Origin of the sequence: Pseudoalteromonas sp. S8-8 (assembly GCF_000497875.1) — a bacterium.
Classification (GTDB): Bacteria; Pseudomonadota; Gammaproteobacteria; order Enterobacterales; family Alteromonadaceae; genus Pseudoalteromonas; species Pseudoalteromonas arctica.
On the sequence record NZ_AUTR01000027.1, the window covers coordinates 23,575 to 48,248 of the forward strand.

A 24,674-nucleotide genomic window follows, 5' to 3' on the forward strand; every position below is an offset into this window, starting at 1 on the left:
ATGCATCCCCTTTTAGAAAAAGCTCAGGAAATCAAACTGAAACTTAATTGGTCTCTGATTTTTGGTGTGAGCTTTTTTCTGATAGTTGTAATTGGCTTAGTGCAAATTACAACAGGTGTATCGGATTGGTTAGTTGAAAACAAAGATGCTCAAATTAAGCACCTTACAGTGCAAGGGCAGCCTAAATACACAGATGAAACGGCAATTATAAAAGCGATTAAAAAAGCCGATTTAAGTAGTTTTTTTGAACTCGATGTCAAGCATGTGCAGCAGCTAGTTCAAGACTTACCCTGGGTTGCTACCGCTTCGGTGCGTAAACAATGGCCTGATACTATACAAGTATATGTTGTTGAACATGAAGTAGTAGCACATTGGAATAGCGACTTATTGCTCAACCAAAGTGGTCAGGCATTTCAAGCCAGCAGCGATAAGTTAGATCATGACTTACCGCAGTTATATGGCCCAGAAGGCAGCGAAGAAGAAGCGTGGATTGCTTTTAAGCAATTTGATGAAATGCTAAAAGTTAACGGCTTAACGTTAACAAGTTTGGCATTGTCGGAGCGCTTTTCGTGGCAACTATGGTTAGATAACGGAATACGTTTAAATTTAGGACGTAAAGATAAAGCCAAGCGTGTACAACGTTTTATAGACGTTTATCCACGAATGGAACAACGTGCAGATGCACAAGTAGATACAATAGATTTACGGTATGATACCGGCCTTGCAGTCAGCTTTAAGCCAGTGCAAGAAGAACAATTACAAAATAAGAGTAAGGCATGACTAAGTCAGCAGAAAGAAACCTAGTAATAGGGTTAGACGTTGGCACCTCGAAAGTGGTTGCCACGGTAGGTGAAATCACCGCAGATAACAAGCTCAGCATTGTTGGTGTGGGCAGCCAAGTATCTCATGGTATGGATAAAGGCGGCGTTAACGATTTAAACTTAGTGTCTGAGTCTATTCGCCGAGCAATAGACGAAGCCGAGTTAATGGCTGATTGTCGTATTAGCTCTGTGTATTTGGGTATTTCTGGCAAACATATACAGTGCCAAAACGAAAGTGGCGTGGTGGCAATTAATAATACCGAAGTCACTGACGAAGACATTGAAAATGTAATTCATATTGCGCGTTCTGTGCCTATTTCGGCAGAGCGTAAAATGCTGCATGCATTGCCGCAAGAATACAGTATCGACATGCAAGAGGGCATTAAAAACCCACTTGGTATGAGTGGTGTTCGTATGGAAGCGCGTGCACACATTATTACGTGCTCAAACGATATGGCAAAAAATATCGAGAAATGCGTAGAGCGCTGTGGTCTTGAAGTCGATCAACTTATCTTTACTGCATTAGCGTCATGTTATTCTGTACTAACAGATGACGAAAAAGAGCTAGGTGTTGCAGTACTTGATATTGGTGGCGGCACTATGGATATCACCATTTATATTAATGGCGCACTTCGTCACTCTGCGGTTATTCCAGTGGCGGGTAACCAAGTTACTGGTGATATTGCAAAAATATTTCGCACACCTATATCACATGCCGAGTCACTCAAAGTACAATACGCATGTGCTAGTAGCCAAATGGCAAGTAGCGAAGACACAATTGAAGTACCAAGTGTAGGCGGACGACCAGCAAGGTTAATGTCGCGCCATACATTATCTGAGGTGGTAGAGCCTCGTTTTAGAGAATTATTTGAGCTTGCGATGGAAGAAATTCGTCGTTCAGGCTTAGAAGACCAAATTGCGGCAGGTCTCGTTATTACAGGCGGAACTGCTAAAATGACTGGCGCGATGGAGGTGGCAGAAGACATCTTCCAAATGCCAGTAAGAATAGGCAAGCCAATCGGGATGGTTGGTTTGACAGACTATGTAGATGATCCTTCGTACGCAACCGCTGTTGGTTTGTTACAATACGGGCGTACCATGCAATCGATGAATGCACAAAAGTCGAAAGCAGAGGATAACAATAATTGGTGGAACCGCATTACTAAATGGTTCCAAGGCGAGTTTTAAGACTCAAGTCGGAGAGTAAACATGTTTGATATAATGGAACAACACAGCGAAGAAGCTGTAATAAAAGTAATCGGCGTGGGCGGTGGTGGCGGTAACGCTGTTGAGCACATGGTTAAACAACAAATAGAAGGCGTGCGTTTTATAGCCGCTAATACGGATGCGCAAGCATTACGTAACTCTGCTGCCGATATTACAGTTCAGCTAGGCACGCAAATAACCTCTGGGTTGGGTGCGGGCGCAAACCCTGAAGTAGGCCGTAAGTCGGCTGAAGAAGATGCAGATACAATTCGTGCCAGCCTTGAAGGCGCCGATATGGTATTTATTGCAGCCGGTATGGGCGGCGGTACAGGTACTGGTGCAGCACCGGTAGTTGCTAAAATTGCTAAAGAACTCGGTATTTTAACCGTTGCAGTTGTAACACGTCCTTTTGATTTTGAAGGTAAAAAACGTGCAGCAGCCGCTGAACAAGGTATTAACGAATTGTCAGAAATTGTAGATTCACTTATTACAATTCCGAACAATAAATTGCTTAAAGTTTTAGGAAAAGGGACTACACTTCTAGATGCCTTCGCTAAAGCTAATGACGTATTATTTGGTGCGGTACAAGGTATAGCAGAGCTAATTACACGTTCTGGTTTAATTAACGTGGATTTCGCCGATGTTAGAACTGTAATGTCTGCAATGGGTACTGCAATGATGGGAACGGCGTCCGCGTCAGGTCCTGATCGTGCACAAGAAGCAGCAGAAGCGGCTATCTCAAGCCCACTACTAGAAGACGTTGATTTAACAGGTGCTAAAGGTATCTTAGTTAATATCACCGCAGGTATGGACATTGCGATTGAAGAATTTGAAATTGTTGGTAATCACGTTAAAGCACTTGCGTCAGAAAACGCAACGGTTGTTGTTGGTGCGGTAATCGACCCAGAAATGACTGATGAGCTACGTGTAACGGTTGTTGCAACTGGCTTAGGCGGCGATCGTCGTCCACAGTTTGGTATTGTTGATAACGGCTTTAAAAAAGCATCAGGTTCTGATGTTGCAAGCACATCAAACCAAACGAGCAGTATGTACGTACCAAGCTTTGCAAGCCAAGATACAAACACTGAAGAAAACACTGCTAAAGCGCAAACGCAAAGCAAAGAAAAAGCGCCTACAACTAGTTCAAGCAGTGCATCAAGCTCTTCAGCACAAAATAGTAAAAAAGCGGATAAATCAGAAGGTGGTGATTATTTTGATATCCCCGCTTTTTTACGTAAGCAGGCTGATTAACATTTAATAATACTTTTGTTTGAAATATGTACAAATATTGAAAGACAAAAGGATTTATGTTAAAATCCGCCATATAACTGTAACTGATTTAAAAGTGAGCATACCTATGATTAAACAGCGTACGATTGCAGAAGTAGTCAAAGCCATAGGAATTGGACTTCATAAAGGTGAGAAGGTCACAATAACTCTCCGACCTGCGAGCGCAAATACTGGGATTGTATTTCGTCGTGTCGACCTTGATCCGGTTGTTGATTTTGAAACAACACCTGAAGCCGTTGGTGATACGCAGTTGTGTACCTGTTTAATTAACAAAGATGGTGTTCGCTTATCGACTACTGAGCATCTTATTGCAGCCGTTGCTGCAATGGGAATTGATAATCTAATTGTAGAATTAGATAGCTCAGAAGTACCGATTATGGATGGTAGTGCATTACCATTCATATATCTGTTACAAAAAGGCGGAATTGAAGAGCAAAACATTGCTAAACGCTTTATCCGTATTAAAGAAAAAGTACGCATTGAAGAAGGTGATAAGTGGGCTGAAGTTGAACCATATGATGGTTTTCATATCGACTTTGAGATTGCATTTAACCACCCAGCTATCAATGAAAGTCGCCAACGTATTGGGTTGGATATAACAACGCAAAGCTTTATTGAAGAAATTAGCCGTGCGCGTACTTTTGGATTTATGAAAGATATTGAATACATGCATGCAAACAACCTAGCGCTAGGTGGTAGCATGGATAGTGCTGTGGTACTTGATGAGTTCAAAGTTTTAAATCCTAACGGTTTACGTTATAGCGACGAGTTTGTTAAGCACAAGATATTAGACTGTGTTGGTGACATGTTTATGACAGGCCATAATCTTTTAGGTAAAGTAACTGCATTTAAATCGGGTCATGATTTAAATAATAAATTACTTCGTAAAATTATGGCTACAGAGTCAGCATGGGAGTGGGCAACATTTGAAACGCCTGTGACGATGCCTGCACCCGGTCTTGAGTTAGCTCCAGCCTAAAAGCAGTAAAAGAGCAGCTCGAAAAACAGTTATAAAAAATGACGCTAATTAGCGTCATTTTTTTTGTGTGAAATTTAATAGCTCTATACTTTATTATAGCTCCAAAAGAGCTTGTAACTGATTTAAACTAGCTACGGTATAGGTTGGCTTTATTCCGTCGGCTAATTGCTCACCAGGGTGCTGTAACCAGCAAGTATCAATACCAGCATTGTTGCCGCCAAGTATGTCACTTGCAGCAGTATCACCCACCATAAGTATCTCGCTTTTATCTGGGTTACCCATTAGCTCAAATGTGTGCTCGAAAATCGCTTTATTCGGTTTTGCTATACCTACAAGTTCAGATATAACTAACCATTCAAACATATCTTTTAAGCCAGTATGCTCAAGGCGTACGATTTGTAAGCGGGCAAATCCGTTAGTAATAATACCTAATCTAGCATTTGGCTTAAGTTTATTTAAAAGCTCAATAGCACCAGGTAATGGCTCGCAAATTTGCGCCATAGAATCTAAAAAAGCATCGTTTAGCTCTTTTGCTGGCACATTAAGTTTTGAAGCCCACTCATTAAAGCGTGTTACTTGTAAGTAATCTGCGCTAATAGTGCCATTTTGATAATCAACCCACAGCTGCTTATTGGTTTTTTGATAATGAATATAATCGTCTTGGCTAAAATCTACGTTGTAAGCTTTAAACATGCGAGTCATGCCCGCTAAAATATCAAACCTAAATAAGGTTTCGTCTGCATCAAACAATACATAGTTGTACTTCATTAAACTTCCTAAATTAATTTGTTTGGCCGTATAGCTCAGGGTGTAAAAAAGGCGCCATAGCTAAAGTGAGTGCTTGTGTATAGGTACTTTCGCGCGTGGCATGATTGTTGGTAAGTAGACCAATAGCGCCACCTTTTTGTTTAACGTTGGTGGTATTAAATGCTTTGTCCATTACATCGCCAAGTTCTTCACCTTTAAGTAATGCATTATAAAGTACTTGGGGTAGAGGAAGGTTGCTGCTACGCCCTACAACTTGATTTAAGGCATTATCAATAACAACGTAAGCAAAGGTTGCTGCACCATAGCTAAATTGCTCTGCACCGCCTTCCATTGCAACGTAATAGTGAGCTTGGTGGTGCTTTTTGCAATAATTAACACGGTTTTGCGCGCCAATACGTGTTTCGTCTTCGCCAATAGGCTGATCGGGCACGCCTGAGGGAGCATTCACACCTTCACAGTCAATGATACATTCTGGAAAATACATAGTAAAAATATGTTTAGCGGCATTTATTTTTACAGGATTTTTAGAACCGACAATAATTTTTAATTGTTGTGACATGCTGATCTCACCTTGAGCAAAATCAGCAGTGTACGTGAGTTAGCTTTAACAAAAAAGAGTCGGTAATCAAATAGGTAAATCGAGTGGTGCTAGGTTTTCCAGTGCACGCTTTTTCAAAATAATATCTTTAATTAATGGGGTAAGTACAAGCTCCATAGCTAAGCCCATTTTACCGCCTGGTACTACAAGTGTATTTATACGAGACATAAAACTGCCTTCGATCATCCGTAAATAATAAGGAAAATCAACATCATCAATACCCCTAAAGCGAATAACTACAAAGCTTTCATCAAGAGATGGAATATCTTTGGCGCTAAATGGGTTTGATGTATCAACAGTAGGCACGCGTTGAAAATTAATATGGGTACGAGAAAACTGCGGGGTAATATGATTTATATAGTCATCCATACTGCGCACAATAGAGCCCATAACCGCTTCGCGAGAATGGCCTCGTTCGGATGTGTCGCGTATTAATTTTTGAATCCACTCAAGGTTAATAATTGGAACCATGCCTATTAATAAATCGACATGCTTTGCTACGTCTACATCTTGATCAACTACGCCGCCGTGTAACCCTTCATAGAACAATATATCAGTATTACTATCAAGGTCTTGCCAAGGAGTAAATGTACCCGGTAATTGATTATATGGGACGGCTTCATCAAAGGTGTGTAAGTATCGGCGTAACTTACCTTGGCCTGTTTCACTATAGTTTTCAAACAACGCTTCTAAAGCACCAAAGTCATTTGCTTCTCGGCCAAAGTAACTAATGTGTTTATTTTCTTGTTGTGCTTCACGTACTTTTTTATCCATTTCAGGGCGAGTGTAACGATGAAAGCTATCTCCTTCGATAAAAGCCGCTTCAATATTAAGGCTACGGAAAATATGTTTAATTGCATTGGTTGTGGTGGTTGTACCCGCACCAGACGAACCCGTAATCGCAATAATAGGATTTTTAGCTGACATGTTAATTCTCTTTTTTAGGACCAGGTTTTATAACCAGACTAAACTTAACATTATTTTAAGCCGTTTGGGTATCTTAAGAGTTGACTGACTTAGCTCAAGTGACGTCATCAGCAAATAACGTTATCATGAGGTGCTTAAAATTAAAACGAGAGAAAGCATGAAACTTATTAAACCATTACTTGGGATATTTTCTATAGTAGCGCTTAGCCCAATTATGGCGCAGGCTAGCATGCCAAAAAGCCAAGTATTACTTGCTGATTTAAATACGCCTTATGGGGTACAAGTTAATATAGTGAGTGATAAAAACAGTTATAACAACCAACCGCACTTAACAAGTACAGGTTTATACTTTACTCATGAGGTGATTGCAGATGAGCAAAGCCAAACCGATATTGCTTATTACGATTTAACATCAAAAAAAGTTATTAATATCAGTAACTCTCCCGTAAGCGAATATTCACCAACGGTTATGCCAAGTGGTGATGCAGTATCAGCGATTGTTGTAGAGGCAGATGGTAAGCAAAAACTGTGGCAATACCCACTCAAAAGCGAAGATGCACCAAGTCGTATTTTTGATTGGATTGAACCTGTTGGGTACCATGCATGGGGTGTTCAAAATGATTTAGTAATGTTTATTTTAGGAAAGCCTCATACTCTTCAATATACTTCTGTTGCACAAGCGAAGGGGAAAATAGCTGCCAGTAATATTGGCCGAACGCTTATTTATAACAACTCTACAGCTGCATTTTTATTTAGTTACACTAAAAACGAGCAACATATTTTAGCGAGTTTTAATCCACAGGATAAACAAGTTGAAGACCTACTAAGGTTACCTGCTCAAGTTCAAGATTTTATTTTGAAAGATGATGAAACTATCGCTTATGCTATTAAAAACCGCGTTTATCAGCGTAAACTTGATGGAAGTGATGAAGTATCGCAATGGCTTAATTTAAGCACCTACTGCGAAACAAATATAACAAGAATGAGTTACAACAATGAAAAACTCGCTTTTGTATGTGATATAACGCAGTAAAGCAGACAAATAAATTCAGATTTTATTGTGTGTATGCGTTAATCTAATACGCAAATTAACTAATAGGGATTACACGTGGCTTATAGTGCAGACGAGCTGACAGAACAGCTCATTAAATTACAGTGTAGAAGTAATTTTAAGATTAAAAATATTGCAGAGTACATGTTAGTAAACTCTAAAGAAGCATTTTATACCCACAGCGAAAGCGGCAAGGGTAAAATAGTAATTCGCCCAGCATTTGAGGTGTTTAGCGATGACTTTAGTGATATTGATGGCGTAACTCGTGCGCAAGGCTACTTTCATAGCAGCGAGATGACACGCTTTCCTACACGTATTTTTAAAAGTGCTCAGCCTATTCACTACGGTGTGGCGTTTAAAATAAATTCTGAGCAAGCAGCCAAAGACTTTATAGCCAAGCTAACGATGATTATTGGTAACTAGTAAAACATAAACGTAAAAAGCCGCTGAATTTATATTCAGCGGCTTTTGTGTTTTTATAGCTTAATAAACCTAAGGGTTACTTACTTTTTAAGAAGCTATTAACCGATTCAAGTTCACGTGTTTTAAGCGCGATACAATCGTTTGTGCTTTCTTCAAGCTTACTTAATGTACGAGCGTAACCGGCTACATCGGCTACTTTTTCGTTAAAAAAGGTCTTTGTTTTAGCTAAGCTTTCTGCATTACAACTCGCCGTTGTAAAGTACGGCAAGTTAGGAATAAAGAAAGGCGGTAAGCTTGCTGTTACTTTATCGTAGTTACTGTAAACCCAGTCAATAAATAACGCTTGGCGCTCATCTGTATAACTTTGACCTGACAAAATAGTACGCATGTCAGATGCAGTTACTTCATCCGTTAAGCTATAAGCTAATACCGCTTTTTGTAATTCAGGTTTGCCAAAAAAGCCCATTGCAGCAAGCATGTTAGTGCGTACTTGTGGATCTTTCGTTGTTTTAAACGTTGTCATGAATTGATCAAGCAGCGCTTTGTCACCATGAAAAGCAGCAAGAGTTAAGTACGTACCGGCTAAGTAAGGGTCTACTTTTTGTGGAGTATTTAAATAAACTTGTGTTTGTTCTTTCGCTTTACTGATTACGTTTTGATCTTCACCATCAAAACCTAAGCGTGATACAACGGCCGCACGAAGTTGTGCAATAGCTCCGTCTTCTCCCGCTTTAGCTTCTAAACCATATTTTTTAGCTGCAGGCGTTACTGCATTACGAATAAATTCAGGCCATAGGTCTTTATTGCTATCGTCTTTAAAAGTACGTTGTTGCGATACTAAGTAACCTAGCGCGGTATTTGCTACGCGAGGGTGGCTATCGCTTACGAACACTTCAAGTGTTTGCATTAACTTAGCAGCAGATATAACACCAGCGTCAAGTAGTGCATCAGTAGCCGATAACAACGCTAAGCGTTCACGGTCACTCAGTACGCTTGGCGCCTTTTTAACAAGTGCGCTAAATTGTGCGTCATCCATTACCCAGCGGTAGTAGCCTAGTGCACCTTGGTCAGGATAAATCCATTCTGGCTCAAAGTCTAAGTCTAGCGTTTGGCTTTGTTTATTAAGTAATACATTTGCTGTTTTTACTTTATCGCCAGCACCATATTTAATTGCAACCGGTACATTCCATAACTGCTCTGGCGCATCAACGCCTGCATTTACAAAGCGGCTTTGTGAAATAGTTACTTTGCTGCCTTGTTGAGTTACTTTAACTAGTGGGAAAGAAGACTGTTCAATAAACGATTTTAAAACACTCGCTACGTCTTTATTTGATGCTTTACCAAGTGCTTCCCATAAGTCGGCCGCTTCTGCGTTTTTATATGAAAACTCTTTTAAGTAGCTTTGAATACCTTTTTGAAATGCATCTTCGCCAATCCAGTTTTCAACCATAGCAAGTACTGAGCTGCCTTTACTGTAAGCAAGACCTAAACCATCCATAATGTCAGCTTCGGTTTTAATTGGCTTACGAATAGGCTTGGTGCTTAGGCGTGCATCAAGTGCCATTACGTTGTTTTGTGGCAGGTCTAAGTGCGATTCAAACTCAGGGTTAAGCTGCTTAGTAATTTTTGCAGCCATCCAGCTAGCAAACGCTTCGTTTAACCATAAGTCGTTCCACCATTTCATGGTTACTAAGTTACCGTACCATTGGTGAGCAAGTTCGTGAGCAATAATTGATACATTACGTTGTTTTTTACTGCGTGTTGCGGCAGCTAAATCAACCAATAAAATATCTTCTCTGTAGGTCACTAAGCCTGAGTTTTCCATTGCGCCAAATGGAAACTCTGGTACCGCTACTGAGTCTAATTTTTTGTAAACGTAAGGGATACCAAAATACGCTTCAAGTGCGCCCAGTACTTTTGGCATATTTTCTTTTGCGTATTGGGCTAAGTGAATTTTACCTTGAGGGGTAATTACACGACCAGGAATTGGCATGCCTTTAATTTCTAATTCTTCAAACGGGCCAACAGCCATCGCTACTAGGTATGAAGGGATTGGCGGTGTTTTATCAAAAAAGTGTGTGGTCATATCGCCATTAACTGTTGTTTTTAACTCTGGCGTATTTGAATATACTTTTTGTGATGTAGGCGCAGTAATCGTTAGCTGAAATGGAATTTTGTAACTTGGCTCGTCAAAAACAGGAAATGCACGGCGTGCATCACTCATTTCAAATTGAGTAAATAAGTAAGGAGTGCCTTGGTCTAATGTTTTGTATAAACCAACACTTTGACGGTTATATGGCGCTGAAAAATCAACTTTAAGTGTGTATTTACCTGGTTGAATTTGCTCATCACAGCTAAATTTTACTTTACCTGTTTTAAGCATTTCATTGTTTAAATCACAGTTTTCATCACCAAGCAGTTGCGCCATTTTAACAGCGTAAGCTACGCCATTTAACTCAATGTATTTTGTTGGTTTTAGTACTTCTAGGGCAATCTCAGTCATCCCTGTGAATGTATCTTGGCTCGGGTCGAGTGTTAACGACACCTGTTGTGAACTTGGTTTTGCGAGTTTTTCAATAACGAATTCGTTAGCGTTTGCAGCACCCATTGCCAAAGCAACGCTCACTGTTAAGAGGCTTTTAAGAAACATAGTGATCCCTAGATTGTTGTTGTTAGAAACTACCCTAAATAGGCTTTTTTATGCTCATATAATTAGGGGGTTAGATATCCTAACAGTTTTTTTAAATAGAGTAATTGATTATAACGGTGACTTTAAGGGGAAATAGTAACAAAGTTTGTCAGTGGCTTTCGCGCGTTATAAAACGCTGCCAATGCAGGTGTGAGTTAATAATACGTATTTGTTGGACAACGGTATTTAATAAGTGGGTATCGCTAAACACATCGTGTGGATACTCGTTAAAACCCATCAAGTAATTAAAGGCGTCTTTAGAGTTAGCTTGTAGGGCGTATATACGCACTTGTTGCTCAAAGTTAAGACGAAGACTGCTTATTGCTGTTTTCATACCGAGTTGATCTACGTTTGGTATATCACATTTTTGCAGATAACCGGCTCGCTCACCTTCGCCTGAAAACCAAATGCGGACTTTTTCACTGTACCTGCCAGTTTTAGCCGGTAAGTCGAACATTAATCGGTGTTGGTTTTGCGATTTGATGAACGTTATATATTCATTAAATCCAGCATTTATAAGTGCTTGATGTACAGGAACTAAGCGAGGTTTTATTTTACCGTGGGTATGAAAATTAAAGCATAAGACGTTTTTTTCAAGGGACAGATCGTCAAGCGTTAAATAACCAATCTCATCGCTATAAGCACCACTATAATATGCAATTAAAGGGAGCCAAAAATGCCAGTGTTTTGGTTGCTCTCGTGCAACTTTAAAATCACCGTATATATATCCATTATAAAGAGTGTGCAGTTCCATGGCTGAAAAGGGCCGGCGACCAAGATGGGTTTTCAACGTAATACCTTGAAAATAATGATGTGTTTTATTTTATACCCAACTAGCAGTAGATGCTAGTCGGGTTTTATCCGCTTTTAGAGTAAAGCGTATAAAGTATTATTCACTCAATGCGCGAGCTAAACCTGTAGGTTCAATTTCTGCACATACTTGGTCGTCATTCCAATTGATACCAACAAGTGCGTTATCTTCATTTAAGTCTTCAACCCATGCATCTAAAAATTCATCAAGGTTGATTTCTACTGGGCTGTAATCTTTCCACTCTTCTTTACACTGTGCTTTAGCTGCTGCTTCACTTTCCCAAAGCAGTAGTACGTCAGTTTCGTCAAATTGGTTAGAATCGCACACTACAAAGCCATTATCTTCTGCACCAAGTGCCCAAATTACTTCGCTAACACGTACTTTTTCTACGAAGTTAACTAGTTGTGATTCAATTTCGATATCGCTCATGTGTTTACCCTTTTAAATTAGTGACGAGGATTGGTGTCTATTGCTGCTTGGCGCTCGTCATATTGCTTATGAAAAGCAACAAGCGCTGAATGCTGACTAAAGTCAGCTAATTCGCGAAAGCAAATCCAATCAAGCAGGCAGTATAAACTGATGTTGAGGTATTCACAGCTTTTAAATTCTTCATCGCTTAAATGGGTATTTAAAAAGCTTAATGTTTGTTCAATACGTTCGTTTTGCAGATTAAAAAATAATTTATCGCTTTTGGTGTCAAATCCAGAACGTTTACATAACACCATTTCTACTAACGAATCGTTACAAGCATTTATAGTCGTAAGTAAGTGCTCTTGAGGCCACGTTAGTTTTGGCTGACCTGTTTTTTCAAGTAAATAACGCAATATAGAATTAGAGTCACTAAGAGTTAAGTCGCCATCTACCAGTATTGGGATTTTTCGAGCTGGATTTTTACTGGCCATAGTAGGGCGATCTTGCTCAGAAAATATATCGAGACTTACAAGCTCTAGTTTGCAGCTGTTTTGTTGTGCCCAAATTCTAATGCGGCGCACGTAAGGTGAAGGTACAGAACCAATTAATTGCATAATTACTCCATAAAAAAGCCGCATAAGCGGCTTTTATCAAATGTTACTTACAGTACAGTTAAATTTATTCTGAACGGCTAGTAACTTCAAGTAAATGATAACCAAATTGAGTTTGCACAGGGCCTTGTACTTGATTAATTGGTGCAGAAAACACAACTTTATCAAACTCTGGAACCATCATACCAGGGCCAAACTCACCAAGAGCACCGCCATCCTGACCTGAAGGACAATTAGAATGTGCTTTTGCTAGTTCAGCAAAGTCTTCGCCTTGCTCAATTTTTGTTTTTAAGTCTAAGCATTGTGCTTCACTGTCTACAAGTATATGTCGTGCGCTTGCTACTGTCATAAAATCTCCCGAGTATAGTGTGGTGTTTTTTTAACCGAATTGAAATATCATTCTAGTTAGTTTCAACTAATTGTACCAGTATAAACTTATTTATCAGAAAACGCAGTTTCAATTGCAGTAATCATTTGCTCTGAATTAGGTGCCACTTTGCTGTTAAACCGTAAAACTGTTTTACGATCAGCAGACACTAAGTATTTATAAAAGTTCCAATTTGGAGAGCTAGTTTGCTCATTCAAATATTTAAAAATTGGATTTGCTTCGCTACCACGAACTTTGCTGGTGGCAAACATGGGAAAAGTTACACCATAATTTACAAAGCATACTTTCGCTGTTTCTTTTTCATTGTCTTCTTCTTGAAAAAAGTCATCAGAGGGGAACCCTAATACGACTAAACCTTGCTCTTTGTATTGTTGATATAGCGCTTCAAGGCCTTTAAATTGATATGTAAAACCACAATTACTTGCCGTGTTTACTATTAACAAAGGTTTATTTTTAAATTGGCACAAGTTAATAGATTCTTTTGAGCGAAGCTTTCGTATATCTACATTGGTAAAATCTTGGCAGTCCTGTGTAGAGGTTTTATTTATGATTGATGGTGTTTGAGCTTGAAGGGGAGCATTAATAAGTAAAGCCGTTAAACCTATTATAATTATTTTAAGCATTACATTACCTAAACTTTACGATTGTTTGATTGGATAATCATACGCTAATATGGAACAAATTGATCAACCCTCTAATGACCTATGACAATCCGTTTAGCAACTATTAATGATCTTAATGAAATTGTAGCCATTTACAACGAAACTATTGCAGGGCGAATGGTAACTGCAGATACGCAAGAAGTGAGCGTTGACGAAAAGCGTGACTGGTTTAATAGCCACAACGATAAAAGGCCTATTTACGTTTACTGCGAAAATAACCAAGTACTTGCTTGGGTAAGTTATAAATCGTTTTATGGGCGCCCAGCTTACGACGGCACAGTAGAAATGAGCATTTACATTACCAGTAAAGCGCAAGGTAAAGGGCTTGGTAAAAAGCTAATGATATTTGCTCAAACACAAGCTAAGCAATTAAATATTAAAGTATTACTCGGCTTTATTTTTAGTCATAACTTACCGAGTGTTAAATTGTTTAAGCATTTTGATTTTGCAATATGGGGTGAGTTGCCAAGCGTTGCCATAATGGATGATAAGGCGTATAGCCTTACTATTTTTGGAAAACATCTGGAATAAATTATTTTTCATAATGTTGTAATATTTTTTTACAAAATAAGACGAAGGGTTTATGCCAATTAAATAAAAATAGTCTACGCTATTAACATATTAAGTTTATTAATTTGAAGTGTAGCTTGATGATTCGAAAAATATTAATTGTTGATAGTAGCAGTGTCATCGCAATGCGTGTGAAAGTGCTTTTAGAATTAATAGGATGTGAAGTCGAATTAATTCATTTCAGCATGCTAGACATGTATACCAATATAGGCGACTACGACTTAGTTGTTGTTGCCCATGGTGTGCCTGTTGATTCTATAAAACCGCTTGTTAGCCAAGTAGCGCAAGAGCGTTTTATGCTGCTTGCTCCAAAAGCACAAAGTGGTGAGCAACTAACTGCGTTTAGTGAGCTAAATCATGTTGCGCCTGACGCAACCGTGATATATCCATTTTTTTCTAATAAAGAAATTACTTCTCTTTTAGAGAGCCTACTAGAATTAGGCTCTAATCATATTTTGCAATTACCCGCTATTTTACTCGTCGATCATGTTCCTGAGCGCCTCGAAAAAATGAAAAGCAGCTTGATCGGTGCTCATATCGAGACCCATACAGCAACCACCTCTGCAGAAGCTTTAGAAATTACGAAAGAAAAGCAAATCGATATACTAATAAGTGATTTTGTTTTAGATGACGGAACCGGTTTAGAAATTTTTTCAAACTTAAAAATAATGCAACCACATTGCCGTTGCTTATTATTTACCTCACGTCCCGATCAAGTTTCAATGATTGAAGCTATTCGTCAAGGTGTAGAAGACGTACTTATTAAGCCATTGAACGACAGCTCATTATTACAATCAATACATAAACTGTGGCAAACAGAGCTATTAAAACGCCATAACGCAGAACTTGTCGAAAGGCTACAAGATACAGTTGATGCCCTGATTGAAAAAGACAGCCTACTTCAGGTTATTTATAAGCATACGCCCGATGCAATTATGTTGTTTGAGAAATGCGGTAGAGTGATAGAAGCTAATGATGCTTGTTTAAAACTATTTAACTTACCGTTTAACGAACTAGAAGGTAAATCAGTATTTAGCTTTTTAGATGATGATTCAACGTTAGGTATTAAAAATAAAATTTCGACATTAAATAGTAATCGCCAATTTAGCTGCGACTTACGTTTATCTAAAACTGCAGGGGGCTATATACCGTTAGTGGGATCTTTTAATGAGATAGATCACCATGGTGAAATAGCACTTGCCGTAATATTTAAAAATGTAACCCACCTTAAGCAAAAAGAAGATTTACTACTTGAAGCAAAAGATATCCTTGAAGAGCAAGTAAGAGCGCGTACTTCACAGCTTGAACATGCAAAAAATATTGCTGAAGCTGCAAATTTAAGTAAATCAGAATTTTTAGCAAATATGTCGCATGAACTTCGCACACCAATGCATTCGATTTTAAGTTTTTCACGTTTTGGTTTAAGCAAATTAGAAACTGGAGATTTTGCAAAAGAGAAACTAATTAAATACCTATCGCGAATAGAGAGTAGTGGTGAGCGTTTACTGTCGTTACTAAATAATTTACTCGACCTATCTAAGCTAGATGTGGGTAAGTTTCCATTTAATCCTCGTCCATATAATTTAGCGAACATTATAAAAACAAGTATTGATGATGTATCTGGTACGGCAATGGAAAAAGAAATTGAGGTTGTATTCACCGCGCAGCCGCTACCTGTAATTTCGCAGTGTGATGAAGAGCAAATAAACCAATTACTTCGAAACGTATTAGGTAATGCACTCAAATTTAGTGAACCAAAAAGTAAAATACAGATAAATTTAGAGTCAGATAGTCGATTTGCTACCATAGAGGTTACCGATAGTGGGGTCGGTATACCAGAAGATGAGCTGGAACATATTTTTACTAAGTTTGTACAAAGCAGCAAAACAAATAGCGGTGCCGGTGGTACCGGATTGGGCCTTGCATTGTGTAGAGAGTTTGTGTCTTTACATCAAGGTGAGATCACTGCACGTAACAACGAAAATGGTGGTGCAACTATATCTATACAGGTGCCATTAGAAATAAATCTAGATGATCATTTGGCTGAAGATCAATTAATACAACACAGTAATTAATTGTTTTTTGGCAAGCCAAGTAACTTTTTGAGAATTTGAATGGATGATAAATTATGGCCTTAACTAAAATACTTGCCGTTGATGACGAACCCTTTAACCTTGAAATTATTGAGGAAATTTTAGAGGATCTTGATTTTGAATTACAAGTAGCAACGAGTGGTCCTGAGTGTTTAAACATGGTTGAGGGCTATATGCCTCAGGTTATATTGCTCGACGTAAGTATGCCGCAAATGAACGGCTATGAAGTATGTAAGGCACTTAAAGCAAACCCAAATACAGCACACATTATTGTTATGTTTGTGTCTGCTCGTGGCACAGTTGAAGAGCGCATGGAAGGCTACTCGGTTGGTGCAGAAGACTATATTGTAAAACCCTTTGGCCATGATGAACTTAAGTCAAAGCTTAAAAATTTAAACCAAGTACTTGTTGAAAAACAAAGCCTTGAAAAGCAAGTTGAAGATGCTACATCAACTGCATTTAATGCCATGGCTAACAGCAGTGAAATGGGGCAGATAGTTAACTACGTTGAAAACATAGGCTTTATTAACGACCCTCAAGAGCTAGGTAAAGCGCTTATAGATTGCCTACAATCTTTTGATTTGCAAAGTAATGTTGAGTTTAGAGAGAACGATGAAATTAGTCACTTTGCATTAAGTGGCGTGTGTTCACCTATTGTGGTGGAGCTATTTGAAATGCTTAAAAACAAAGGGCGTTTACATGAATTTTCGCATCGAATTTTAGTTAACTATGAATTGATTAGCTTACTTATTTTAAATATGCCTGATCACGATCCAGATAAGCACGGGCGTATACGCGACCACGTATGTTTTATTGTCAGTGTTACCGAGCAGCAGCTACGCGCCATCATGACTAAGAAAATGCTTGAATCACAACAAGCAAAACTTAATGCCGTAGCAAGTACAGTTCACAGTAAGTTTCATGGCTTAATTAGCTTATTGAATGACAACCGTCAAAACAACGAAAAAGTGTTTAAACAGTTACAAGAAGAGCTCGAAGAACGTATCCCATCAATGGGATTAGATGAAGATCAGGAGGTGTTTATTTATAAAAAAGTAGATGAAACTATCCAAAACTCAGTGGCCAGAGAGGAGTCTGTTAAAAAGGTAAAAGCAGCTTTTGCTGAAATTGAGCAAGACCTGTCATTGCTTTTAAAGAGCTAAATATACTTAATCAAATAATGTTACTTTAAGGCTTACTCCAACTGCATTATGCATCTCTGGGTAAGCCTTTTTCTACGATTCTGATTAACCTAGCCGTTTTACGAATTTGTAATCGTTGTTTATCGTTTTGTTGAGCAAGCGCCCATTCAATATGTTCTAAAACAAGCTCGCTGCATATTTGGCTTTTATCTTGTAAGGCATGAATAATAGCCGGGCTAAACTCTGCATTACCTAAACCGACCGCTATATTACGTAACCAACGTTCGTGACCTATGCGGCGAATAGGGCTGCCTTCGGTATTTTTTAAAAATGTAGGCTCATCCCAAGCAAATAGCTCAAGTAAATCTTTATTTTTTAATTGAGTACGGGGATGAAAGTCATTTTCATCCGTTATTTGTCCATAACGATTCCAAGGGCATACCAACTGGCAATCATCACAACCATATATACGGTTGCCTAATAAAGTTCGGTATTGTTCGGGTATGGGGCCTTGGTGTTCTATCGTTAAGTACGATATGCATTTACGTGCATCAACAACGTAAGGCTCTACAATTGCACCTGTTGGGCAAAGAGTGATACAAGCAACACATTTTCCGCAGCCTTCAAACGTGTTCTCTGCATCTATTGGTAGAGGTAAATCAATAAATAGCTCGCCTAAAAAAAACCACGATCCTGCTTCTTGGTTAATTAATAAAGAATGCTTACCACGCCACCCTAAACCGGCTTTTTCGGCAAGTTGACGCTCAAGTACCGGGGCTGAATCTACAAATGGCCTAAAGCCATATTCGCCAATTTCTTGCTCTATTTGTTGGCCAAGTTTTTTTAAACGATTACGCATTAATTTATGGTAATCACGACCCAGTGCATAACGACTTATGTATGCTTTTTCTTTATTTTTTAAGGTTTTTGCAAAGCCAGCATCGGGAGGGAGATAATTCATTTTTACGGATATAACACGCTGTGTACCTGGTACTAATTCAGCAGGGCGAGCGCGTTTCATGCCGTGAGCAGCCATATAATCCATCGAGCCGTGGTAGCCAGCATCAAGCCAGCGTTGCAATTGGGCTTCGTGCTTAGATAGGTCAATATCAGTAATACCTACTTCGCTAAAACCAAGCTCTTGCCCCCAGGTTTTTATTTGTAGGGCTAATTTTTCATAGTCTGGGGTAGGGTTGCTCACACACTTCACACACTTAAATTAATAGCTGCGTAATTTACCATATTTCTCTGAGCCCGAAAACGCTTCTTAGCGCACGAAGCGCTTTAACTGTTGTTGGGTCTGTAAGCTTAACTGTTGAGATTGCTCGCTATCGGCTAATGCCGTATCTATTTGCTGTTTAGCTTGCTCACCTAAAGCTACTATTTGCTCTACCGATTGGTGAGTATTAGTTTGAGTGCCCTCAAGCATATGTACAGCACTGGCTATTTGTTGTAGTTGTTGTTGGTTGTGCTCAAACTCACTAAGCATTTTTGTAAAACCCTCGGAGGTTGCACTAATTGAGCTTTGTGCATTATTGGAGTGAATCATTAATTGCTCTGACTCTTTATTTGTCTCGTTTACCAAATCATTCATCTGATTTATAAAGTCGCTTATTTGCCTAGTTGCGCCACTTACCTTTATTGAAAGTGTGCGTACTTCGTCTGCAACTACGGCAAATCCTCTGCCAGCTTCACCCGCTCTAGCTGCTTCTATTGCGGCGTTAAGGGCTAACAAATTAGTTTGATCAGAAAACTCTTCAACCATTTTTAAAATACTACGAATGTTTTCACTGTTCTCTTTCAGTCCCGCAATTGTATTTGAAAAGCTACCTAGCATATTAGTAATAAGTTTAACCTGCTTTACTAAAGCAGCGAGCTCTGATGCAGATAGTTTTACAAAGTTAAGGTGTTCATTATTAACGTTATGCACGCTATCTGTATTATTTACTATGTTTTGTAAGCTTTGGGTTATTTGCATACTGGCATTAATAATACTGTGGCTTAACTGTATTTGTTGCTCACTTGATTGCTCAGTATTTTTCATCGATTCAGTGACTTGTATATTACTGTGTGCACTAGCTTGAGCACTGTTATATGTTGTGCTGAGTAACTCACTTAAATGGGCAGTAAATATATTATATTGTGAACTTAAATCTTTAAATTCGTCATACGAAAAGTGGGGAAGTTTTGCTGCTAAATTTGCATCTTGTTGGTTTATTTTTATCAAAGTATCGCGCATAGCAGTAACAGGGCGAACAATTAAAAAACGCATATAAAAAAGAGTAAAAATAAAACCAGATATAATAACAAGCGTAAGTAGCCAAAATAGCCCTGTACTTTGCTGTTGTTCGCTTAAGCTCTGATGCAGCCAAAATAACGTAATTGCTTGGAACAATAATACAAAACTCAAATTACCGACTATTTTACGCGTTAACGTAAAAAAGAATGTTTGCTCTATATAGTTATAAATTTTCATAAAACTACTCATTATGCTTAAGCCCTACGATTCTTATTTTAGTTAGGGAGGTGTAAGTTAGCTTCTTTGTAACGATAACAAGTAAGCTTTGGTTCGCGCTGGGTAATTTGTAAAAATTCCGTCTATGCCATACTCAAGCATTAGCGCTATATCTTGTTCTCTATCGACCGTATAAGCATAAATCTTTAAGCCTCTTTTTTTTGCATCATCAGCAAAAGCCTTATTTATAAAGGTTTTATCTGCATGTACGCTATAAGCGTTTAAATCACTTGCAAACTTTGCATAGTTAATTGGAATAGAAGAAGTAAGGGCGCCTATTTTAAGCCATGGTAGCTTGCTTTTAAGCCACTGTAGTTGATGATGATCAAACGATGATACTAAAATATTCGCTTTCGATATTTTGTTAGCTTCAATGTTTTCTTCAAGTTGAGCCACAAATCTTTCTAGTTCAAACGTATGTTTAAGCTCAATATTTAATAAAGATTTATTGTTATTCCAATCAAACAGCTGCTGAAGAGTGGGAATTTTTTCACCATTTCCAGCATCAAGTTTAGAGAGTTCATGTGCCGTAAAGTTACTCACCCTACCTTTACCGCTGGTGGTTCTATCGAGCCATGAGTCGTGTATTACCATGTAATCATCTAAGGAACTTTGAATATCTACTTCAATACCATCAACACCTACTTTTAACGCTTCTAAAATAGCGCTTTCGGTGTTTTCAGGAAAATCCCCACTGGCACCACGGTGTGCAAATACTTTCATTGTCGAGCCTTTTTAGTGATTGACCACGTTTCAAAACAAGCGGCACTAACTATGAGTGCTCCACCAACTAACGTCATAACAGTAGGACGTTCATGAATAATTACTATAGCCAGTATGGTGCCATAAAGTGGTTGTAAGCAAGAAATTAACCCCGCAGTTGCCGCTGATAAATGCTTTAAACTTGCTGCAAATAATGAATGAGGTGTAGCTGTAAAAATAACACCCGCTATGGCAATTAAAATTAGGTCGTGATTACTAACCTCATATACCGGCACTTCTATAAATGCGCACAGCATAATGCTTGCCACTAAGGTTTGATAAAACATAGTTTGCGGGCCACCATATTGGCTAAAGTAGCGCTTATGGGTAATGTTTCTGATTGAAAAAAACAATGCCGATATAACACCTGTTATTACACCTAAGGTCACATCGTCGCCTAAATTCGCACTTGGGACTAATAAGTAAATACCTAAAACAACCACGGCCGCACTTATTATATCTTTTGCTTTTGGCCTGCTTTTATTAAATAAGGGCTCTAAAAACACCGTCATTACGGGGTAGCTAAAAAACGCCAACATCCCAATTGTTATACCGGCCATTTGCATACCAGCAAAATAGGTAACCCAGTGAATACCCACCGCAACACCTAAAAATAACGCAATAAGGTAGTCTTTAGGTTTGTTGAGTTTAATTTGTTTTTTTTGAAAATACAGCATGGCTAAAATAGCCATTCCTGCAATTGCAGTTCTGTAAACGGTAATATCTAAAGCATTTAAACCAATAAGCTTGGCAAATAGAGCGGTTCCGCCAAAAAGTAATACCGCTATGTGCAAATAAATTAAACTTTGCTGCTGAGATTGCATTTAATTTCCTTGTTGTACTTTTTGAACATATTAACATTGCTTAAAAATTCTTAAGATGAATTTTTTTATCGCATGACAAATGTCATAAAAGTTGATGACACTTCACACTCTTATTATTTTTATACGCTGGCATAGTTACCTTACTCAACAGGGGATAATTATGAATTCTTTAATTTTAATCAGCTTAACTATTAATGAAGTGCTAGAGGCGTTAAGTTTTACGATTACGTACGCAGATTGCTTTATGCTGGCATGCATTTTTATGTTATTTATATTTATTAATAAAAATAGTCCTATAAGTAAAAATAATATGCCTGAGGTATTAGTATGAGCTCGCTTAACTCCTTTTCTCAACAAAGTGATAAAGGTTTTTGGAAATATGGGCATTTAATTTTTACAGGCTTTTATTTACTCCCACTAATAATTAATTTTGCGAGCTTTACTGCTAACCAAATAACGATGTCTTTAGCCTTTTATGTTGCTTTTATTCTTTTATATGTAAAAGCAATAAACTGCAAAAGTGCAGGGGTGACCAAGTTGTTTGTAGCCATGCTATTAATTTGTTTTTGCGCCACGTTTTACACCACAGGTACTCCTACTTTATTTGGCTTTGCAGCGTACGTAGCAGGCTATGCATACAGCTACCATCAAAGAATTTATGCTGCACTCGCAATTATATCTACGGTTTTATTAAGCGCATATATTGGTGATATAGGGAAGGTTCAATACTTTTTAGCCGTTGCTTTGATTTTATGTGCAGCCTTATTTAGTTACGGTATTGCAGCTAAAAGAGAGAGCCTGTACAAAAAGCGTGAGCAAGAAAGCGCTAACCAATTAGAGCAATTAGCAGCAATTGCTGAACGTGAACGGATAGCCCGCGACTTGCACGATATTTTAGGTCACTCATTGTCATCTATTGCTTTAAAAGCTGAGCTTGCCAATAAATTAAACCAAGGTGAGCGTTACGCTCAAGCAAATAGCGAAATTGCACAAGTGGCCGATCTGGCAAGGCAGTTACTCAGTGATGTAAGAAGCGCCGTTAGTGATTTAAAACAGCTTAACCTTGTTAGCCAAGTAGCACAGTTAAAACAAAGATTAATAGAACAAGACTTTAACGTTTCATTTAAAGTGGTTTTAACTACTCTACCCGCTAAAGTAGAGGGCATCGCCGGCCTTATAATTAAAGAAGCCGTTACCAATTTGCTACGTCATAGCAGCACAAAAAATTGCGAAATAAATATAGAACAAACAGCGCAGCATCTACTCATTACCGTTATTGATCGTGCACCGTGCTCCACATTAAATTCGGGCAATGGCCTAAATGGTATTAAAGAGCGAGCAGAGCAACTCAATGGTAGTGCAACATTTACCTGTGGCGATATTTTTACTTTAAATGTAATGCTACCAATTTCAGCTAAGGATTTACAATGATCAGAGTGTATTTAGTGGAAGATCAAGCGCTTGTGCGCGACGCAGTAGCAGCATTGTTAGGACTCGATTTTAATATTGAGATTATTGGGCAAGCAAGTAACGGGCAAGATGCACTTAATGCAATTGAAGCGCTTGATAGTGATTTACATCCCGATATAATTTTAACCGATATAGAAATGCCAACTATGAATGGTATAGAGCTGAGTGAAAAAATAGCCGCTAAGTTCCCCGCTATAAAAATGGTTATTATGACCACATTCTCTCGTGCGGGTTATATTAGGCGAGCGCTTATAGCAGGTGTTAAAGGTTTTATTTTAAAAGAAGCACCCAGTGAAGAGCTAATAAATGCGCTTAAAAAAGTAATGCAGGGACAAAAAGTGATAGACCCAGAGCTTGCTATTAATGCATTAGACGACGCAGATCCACTTACCGATAAAGAACGCAAAGCACTTAAACTTGCAAGCGACGGCCTTAAAACAAGCGACATAGCCAAGCAGTTATTTATAAGTGAAGGTACCACACGTAATTATTTATCAGACGCTATTGCTAAGTTAAACGCCACTAACCGTATAGATGCTGCGCGTATAGCTAAACAAAAAGGATGGCTTTAAATAGTAGGTTTATAAATTATAAGCAAAGTATTACTATGTTATACCAATCTGCTTATATATGGGGTCTATTTAACGTTAAGAAAATTACGCTAGAACTAGGCAAAAATTTTTGTATCTAGTTGTTCTAAATAAAAAATTTTTAACGACGTTATAGTGAAATTTAATTCGTTAAATTGATCAAAGATTTATGCAGGTTGGTATTACTTATAAAAGTAACGAACAGCGCTTAAAATTAGCTTAAAAAGCGTTAAAAGAGGGTTTAATGGCAAATATAATAGAACTAACAACTAAAAATAACACCGCTATACTCACCATGAATACCGCTGAAAACCGTCACAATCCAGCGTTTTTGGCTGAGTTTAATTTACACCTTGACCACATTGAAGCAGATCAAAATATTAAGTCAGTTATTCTAACGTCTTCGAGTGACAAAAACTGGTCATTAGGCATCGACCTTCAATGGATGTCTAATCCAAGTATTTTACCTGCTGCTATTTCTGACTTTATGATTCAAATAAGTGACTTGTTTAAGCGCATAGTTACTTTTCCTATGCCTATTATTGCTGCGTTAAACGGGCATACCTATGGCAATGGTTCGGTGCTTGCGTGTGCGTGCGATTTTAGATTTATGAAGTCAGATAAAGGCTTCTTTTGTTTTCCTGAAGTGGATGTAATGGTGCCGTTTGTACCGTCGATGTTTCCTATAATTAATAAAGCTATTTCGCAAACATTCTTTAATCGTTTAGCTATGTCAGGAGAGCGTGTTGGTGCACAGCAGTTGCTAGACAATAAAGTGGTTGAAGCTGTGTTTGCAAATAACGATGAACTACAAGCAGGTGTACTTGAGTTTGCCCAGCAATTTAATAAAAATCGTTGGATTTACGCTCAAAATAAAACACAAATGAATAAGCAGATTTTACTTACGATGAAAGAAGAAGACCCAAGCTTTATTGATAATATAAGTAAACTGCTGTGGAAAAACCTACAAAAAAAATAGTATAGGTTTTAGCATTGCTACGAGATGACTAAACACTTTGCAGTTAAGGGATCGTTAAGCCCCATTGCGCTAGATTTTTAAACTATACAGCAAG

Annotated in this window: 25 protein-coding genes; 12 read left to right on the forward strand and 13 right to left on the reverse strand. The window is 38.3% G+C overall.

Features of this window, described 5'->3' with window-relative positions; translation table 11 throughout:
* The 4 genes from L659_RS0108340 to lpxC all read left to right on the forward strand — a co-directional run bounded on the left by L659_RS0108340 (position 1) and on the right by lpxC (position 4,296).
* Entirely contained in the window at positions 1 to 780 is a 780-nt protein-coding gene (locus tag L659_RS0108340; protein WP_024590214.1) for a cell division protein FtsQ/DivIB, read from the forward strand.
* Complete coding sequence (ftsA, locus tag L659_RS0108345; RefSeq protein WP_007582937.1) at positions 777 to 2,009, forward strand: cell division protein FtsA; 1,233 nt, start codon at positions 777 to 779, stop codon at positions 2,007 to 2,009. The genes L659_RS0108340 and ftsA overlap by 4 nt, the downstream gene beginning before the upstream one ends.
* Positions 2,010 to 2,030: 21 nt before the next feature.
* Entirely contained in the window at positions 2,031 to 3,278 is a 1,248-nt protein-coding gene (gene ftsZ, locus L659_RS0108350) for a cell division protein FtsZ (RefSeq protein WP_007582938.1), read from the forward strand.
* 106 nt (positions 3,279 to 3,384) lie between these two features.
* Positions 3,385 to 4,296: a UDP-3-O-acyl-N-acetylglucosamine deacetylase gene (gene lpxC / locus L659_RS0108355; protein WP_024590215.1), complete on the forward strand. Its 912-nt coding sequence runs from the start codon at positions 3,385 to 3,387 to the stop codon at positions 4,294 to 4,296.
* Positions 4,297 to 4,389: 93 nt separating this feature from the next.
* On the opposite strand, the gene yjjG is transcribed toward lpxC, so the two are convergent.
* The 3 genes from yjjG to L659_RS0108370 all read right to left on the reverse strand — a co-directional run bounded on the left by yjjG (position 4,390) and on the right by L659_RS0108370 (position 6,589).
* Positions 4,390 to 5,064: a pyrimidine 5'-nucleotidase gene (gene yjjG / locus L659_RS0108360; RefSeq protein WP_024590216.1), complete on the reverse strand. Its 675-nt coding sequence runs from the start codon at positions 5,062 to 5,064 to the stop codon at positions 4,390 to 4,392.
* 13 nt (positions 5,065 to 5,077) lie between these two features.
* Positions 5,078 to 5,623 (reverse strand): inosine/xanthosine triphosphatase, encoded by a 546-nt coding sequence (gene yjjX, locus L659_RS0108365; RefSeq protein WP_007579903.1) that lies wholly within the window; start codon positions 5,621 to 5,623, stop codon positions 5,078 to 5,080.
* A gap of 66 nt (positions 5,624 to 5,689) precedes the next feature.
* On the reverse strand, positions 5,690 to 6,589 hold the full coding sequence (locus L659_RS0108370) for a phosphoribulokinase (protein WP_007579904.1): 900 nt from the start codon (positions 6,587 to 6,589) through the stop codon (positions 5,690 to 5,692).
* Between the two features lie 157 nt (positions 6,590 to 6,746).
* On the opposite strand from L659_RS0108370, the gene L659_RS0108375 reads away from it, so the two are divergent.
* Complete coding sequence (locus L659_RS0108375) at positions 6,747 to 7,622, forward strand: hypothetical protein (protein WP_024590217.1); 876 nt, start codon at positions 6,747 to 6,749, stop codon at positions 7,620 to 7,622.
* A 75-nt stretch (positions 7,623 to 7,697) separates the two neighbouring features.
* Positions 7,698 to 8,063, forward strand: a complete 366-nt coding sequence (locus tag L659_RS0108380) for a hypothetical protein (protein WP_007579906.1) — start codon at positions 7,698 to 7,700, stop codon at positions 8,061 to 8,063.
* 76 nt (positions 8,064 to 8,139) lie between these two features.
* On the opposite strand, the gene L659_RS0108385 is transcribed toward L659_RS0108380, so the two are convergent.
* The 6 genes from L659_RS0108385 to L659_RS0108410 all read right to left on the reverse strand — a co-directional run bounded on the left by L659_RS0108385 (position 8,140) and on the right by L659_RS0108410 (position 13,596).
* Positions 8,140 to 10,713 carry a M1 family metallopeptidase gene (locus L659_RS0108385; RefSeq protein WP_024590218.1) on the reverse strand — a complete coding sequence of 858 codons (2,574 nt, stop codon included), beginning with the start codon at positions 10,711 to 10,713 and terminating at the stop codon, positions 8,140 to 8,142.
* A gap of 148 nt (positions 10,714 to 10,861) precedes the next feature.
* The gene (locus tag L659_RS0108390; protein WP_024590219.1) at positions 10,862 to 11,542 is read right to left on the reverse strand and encodes a hypothetical protein; all 681 of its coding nucleotides are present in this window, start codon (positions 11,540 to 11,542) and stop codon (positions 10,862 to 10,864) included.
* Between the two features lie 99 nt (positions 11,543 to 11,641).
* Entirely contained in the window at positions 11,642 to 11,992 is a 351-nt protein-coding gene (locus L659_RS0108395; RefSeq protein ID WP_007579911.1) for a DUF2750 domain-containing protein, read from the reverse strand.
* Positions 11,993 to 12,009: 17 nt separating this feature from the next.
* Positions 12,010 to 12,588, reverse strand: coding sequence for a glutathione S-transferase family protein (locus L659_RS0108400; protein ID WP_007579913.1), 579 nt, complete (start codon positions 12,586 to 12,588; stop codon positions 12,010 to 12,012).
* 64 nt (positions 12,589 to 12,652) lie between these two features.
* Entirely contained in the window at positions 12,653 to 12,934 is a 282-nt protein-coding gene (locus L659_RS0108405) for a peptidylprolyl isomerase (RefSeq protein ID WP_002958009.1), read from the reverse strand.
* 86 nt (positions 12,935 to 13,020) lie between these two features.
* The gene (locus L659_RS0108410; protein ID WP_024590220.1) at positions 13,021 to 13,596 is read right to left on the reverse strand and encodes a glutathione peroxidase; all 576 of its coding nucleotides are present in this window, start codon (positions 13,594 to 13,596) and stop codon (positions 13,021 to 13,023) included.
* Positions 13,597 to 13,677: 81 nt separating this feature from the next.
* Here L659_RS0108410 and L659_RS0108415 point away from each other — a divergent pair, with 81 nt between their 5' ends.
* The 3 genes from L659_RS0108415 (at position 13,678) to L659_RS0108425 (ending at position 17,461) form a co-directional block, all read left to right on the forward strand.
* On the forward strand, positions 13,678 to 14,166 hold the full coding sequence (locus L659_RS0108415; RefSeq protein WP_007579917.1) for a GNAT family N-acetyltransferase: 489 nt from the start codon (positions 13,678 to 13,680) through the stop codon (positions 14,164 to 14,166).
* Between the two features lie 119 nt (positions 14,167 to 14,285).
* Positions 14,286 to 16,280 (forward strand): hybrid sensor histidine kinase/response regulator, encoded by a 1,995-nt coding sequence (locus L659_RS0108420; RefSeq protein WP_024590221.1) that lies wholly within the window; start codon positions 14,286 to 14,288, stop codon positions 16,278 to 16,280.
* A gap of 53 nt (positions 16,281 to 16,333) precedes the next feature.
* Positions 16,334 to 17,461 (forward strand): response regulator, encoded by a 1,128-nt coding sequence (locus L659_RS0108425; RefSeq protein ID WP_024590222.1) that lies wholly within the window; start codon positions 16,334 to 16,336, stop codon positions 17,459 to 17,461.
* 46 nt (positions 17,462 to 17,507) lie between these two features.
* On the opposite strand, the gene queG is transcribed toward L659_RS0108425, so the two are convergent.
* The 4 genes from queG to L659_RS0108445 all read right to left on the reverse strand — a co-directional run bounded on the left by queG (position 17,508) and on the right by L659_RS0108445 (position 21,541).
* A complete protein-coding gene (gene queG / locus L659_RS0108430) occupies positions 17,508 to 18,641 on the reverse strand; it encodes a tRNA epoxyqueuosine(34) reductase QueG (RefSeq protein ID WP_024590223.1) in 1,134 nt (377 codons plus the stop codon).
* Between the two features lie 66 nt (positions 18,642 to 18,707).
* Entirely contained in the window at positions 18,708 to 19,928 is a 1,221-nt protein-coding gene (locus L659_RS0108435; protein ID WP_024590224.1) for a methyl-accepting chemotaxis protein, read from the reverse strand.
* Between the two features lie 45 nt (positions 19,929 to 19,973).
* Complete coding sequence (locus L659_RS0108440; RefSeq protein WP_024590225.1) at positions 19,974 to 20,678, reverse strand: glycerophosphodiester phosphodiesterase; 705 nt, start codon at positions 20,676 to 20,678, stop codon at positions 19,974 to 19,976.
* Complete coding sequence (locus L659_RS0108445) at positions 20,675 to 21,541, reverse strand: DMT family transporter (protein WP_007579930.1); 867 nt, start codon at positions 21,539 to 21,541, stop codon at positions 20,675 to 20,677. Before L659_RS0108445 ends, L659_RS0108440 begins: the two co-directional genes overlap by 4 nt.
* Positions 21,542 to 21,868: 327 nt before the next feature.
* Here L659_RS0108445 and L659_RS0108455 point away from each other — a divergent pair, with 327 nt between their 5' ends.
* The 3 genes from L659_RS0108455 (at position 21,869) to L659_RS0108465 (ending at position 24,580) form a co-directional block, all read left to right on the forward strand.
* On the forward strand, positions 21,869 to 22,972 hold the full coding sequence (locus L659_RS0108455; RefSeq protein WP_024590226.1) for a sensor histidine kinase: 1,104 nt from the start codon (positions 21,869 to 21,871) through the stop codon (positions 22,970 to 22,972).
* The gene (locus L659_RS0108460) at positions 22,969 to 23,583 is read left to right on the forward strand and encodes a response regulator transcription factor (RefSeq protein ID WP_010554318.1); all 615 of its coding nucleotides are present in this window, start codon (positions 22,969 to 22,971) and stop codon (positions 23,581 to 23,583) included. Before L659_RS0108455 ends, L659_RS0108460 begins: the two co-directional genes overlap by 4 nt.
* Before the next feature lie 262 nt (positions 23,584 to 23,845).
* Positions 23,846 to 24,580 carry an enoyl-CoA hydratase/isomerase family protein gene (locus L659_RS0108465; protein WP_024590227.1) on the forward strand — a complete coding sequence of 245 codons (735 nt, stop codon included), beginning with the start codon at positions 23,846 to 23,848 and terminating at the stop codon, positions 24,578 to 24,580.
* Positions 24,581 to 24,674 lie beyond the last annotated feature (94 nt).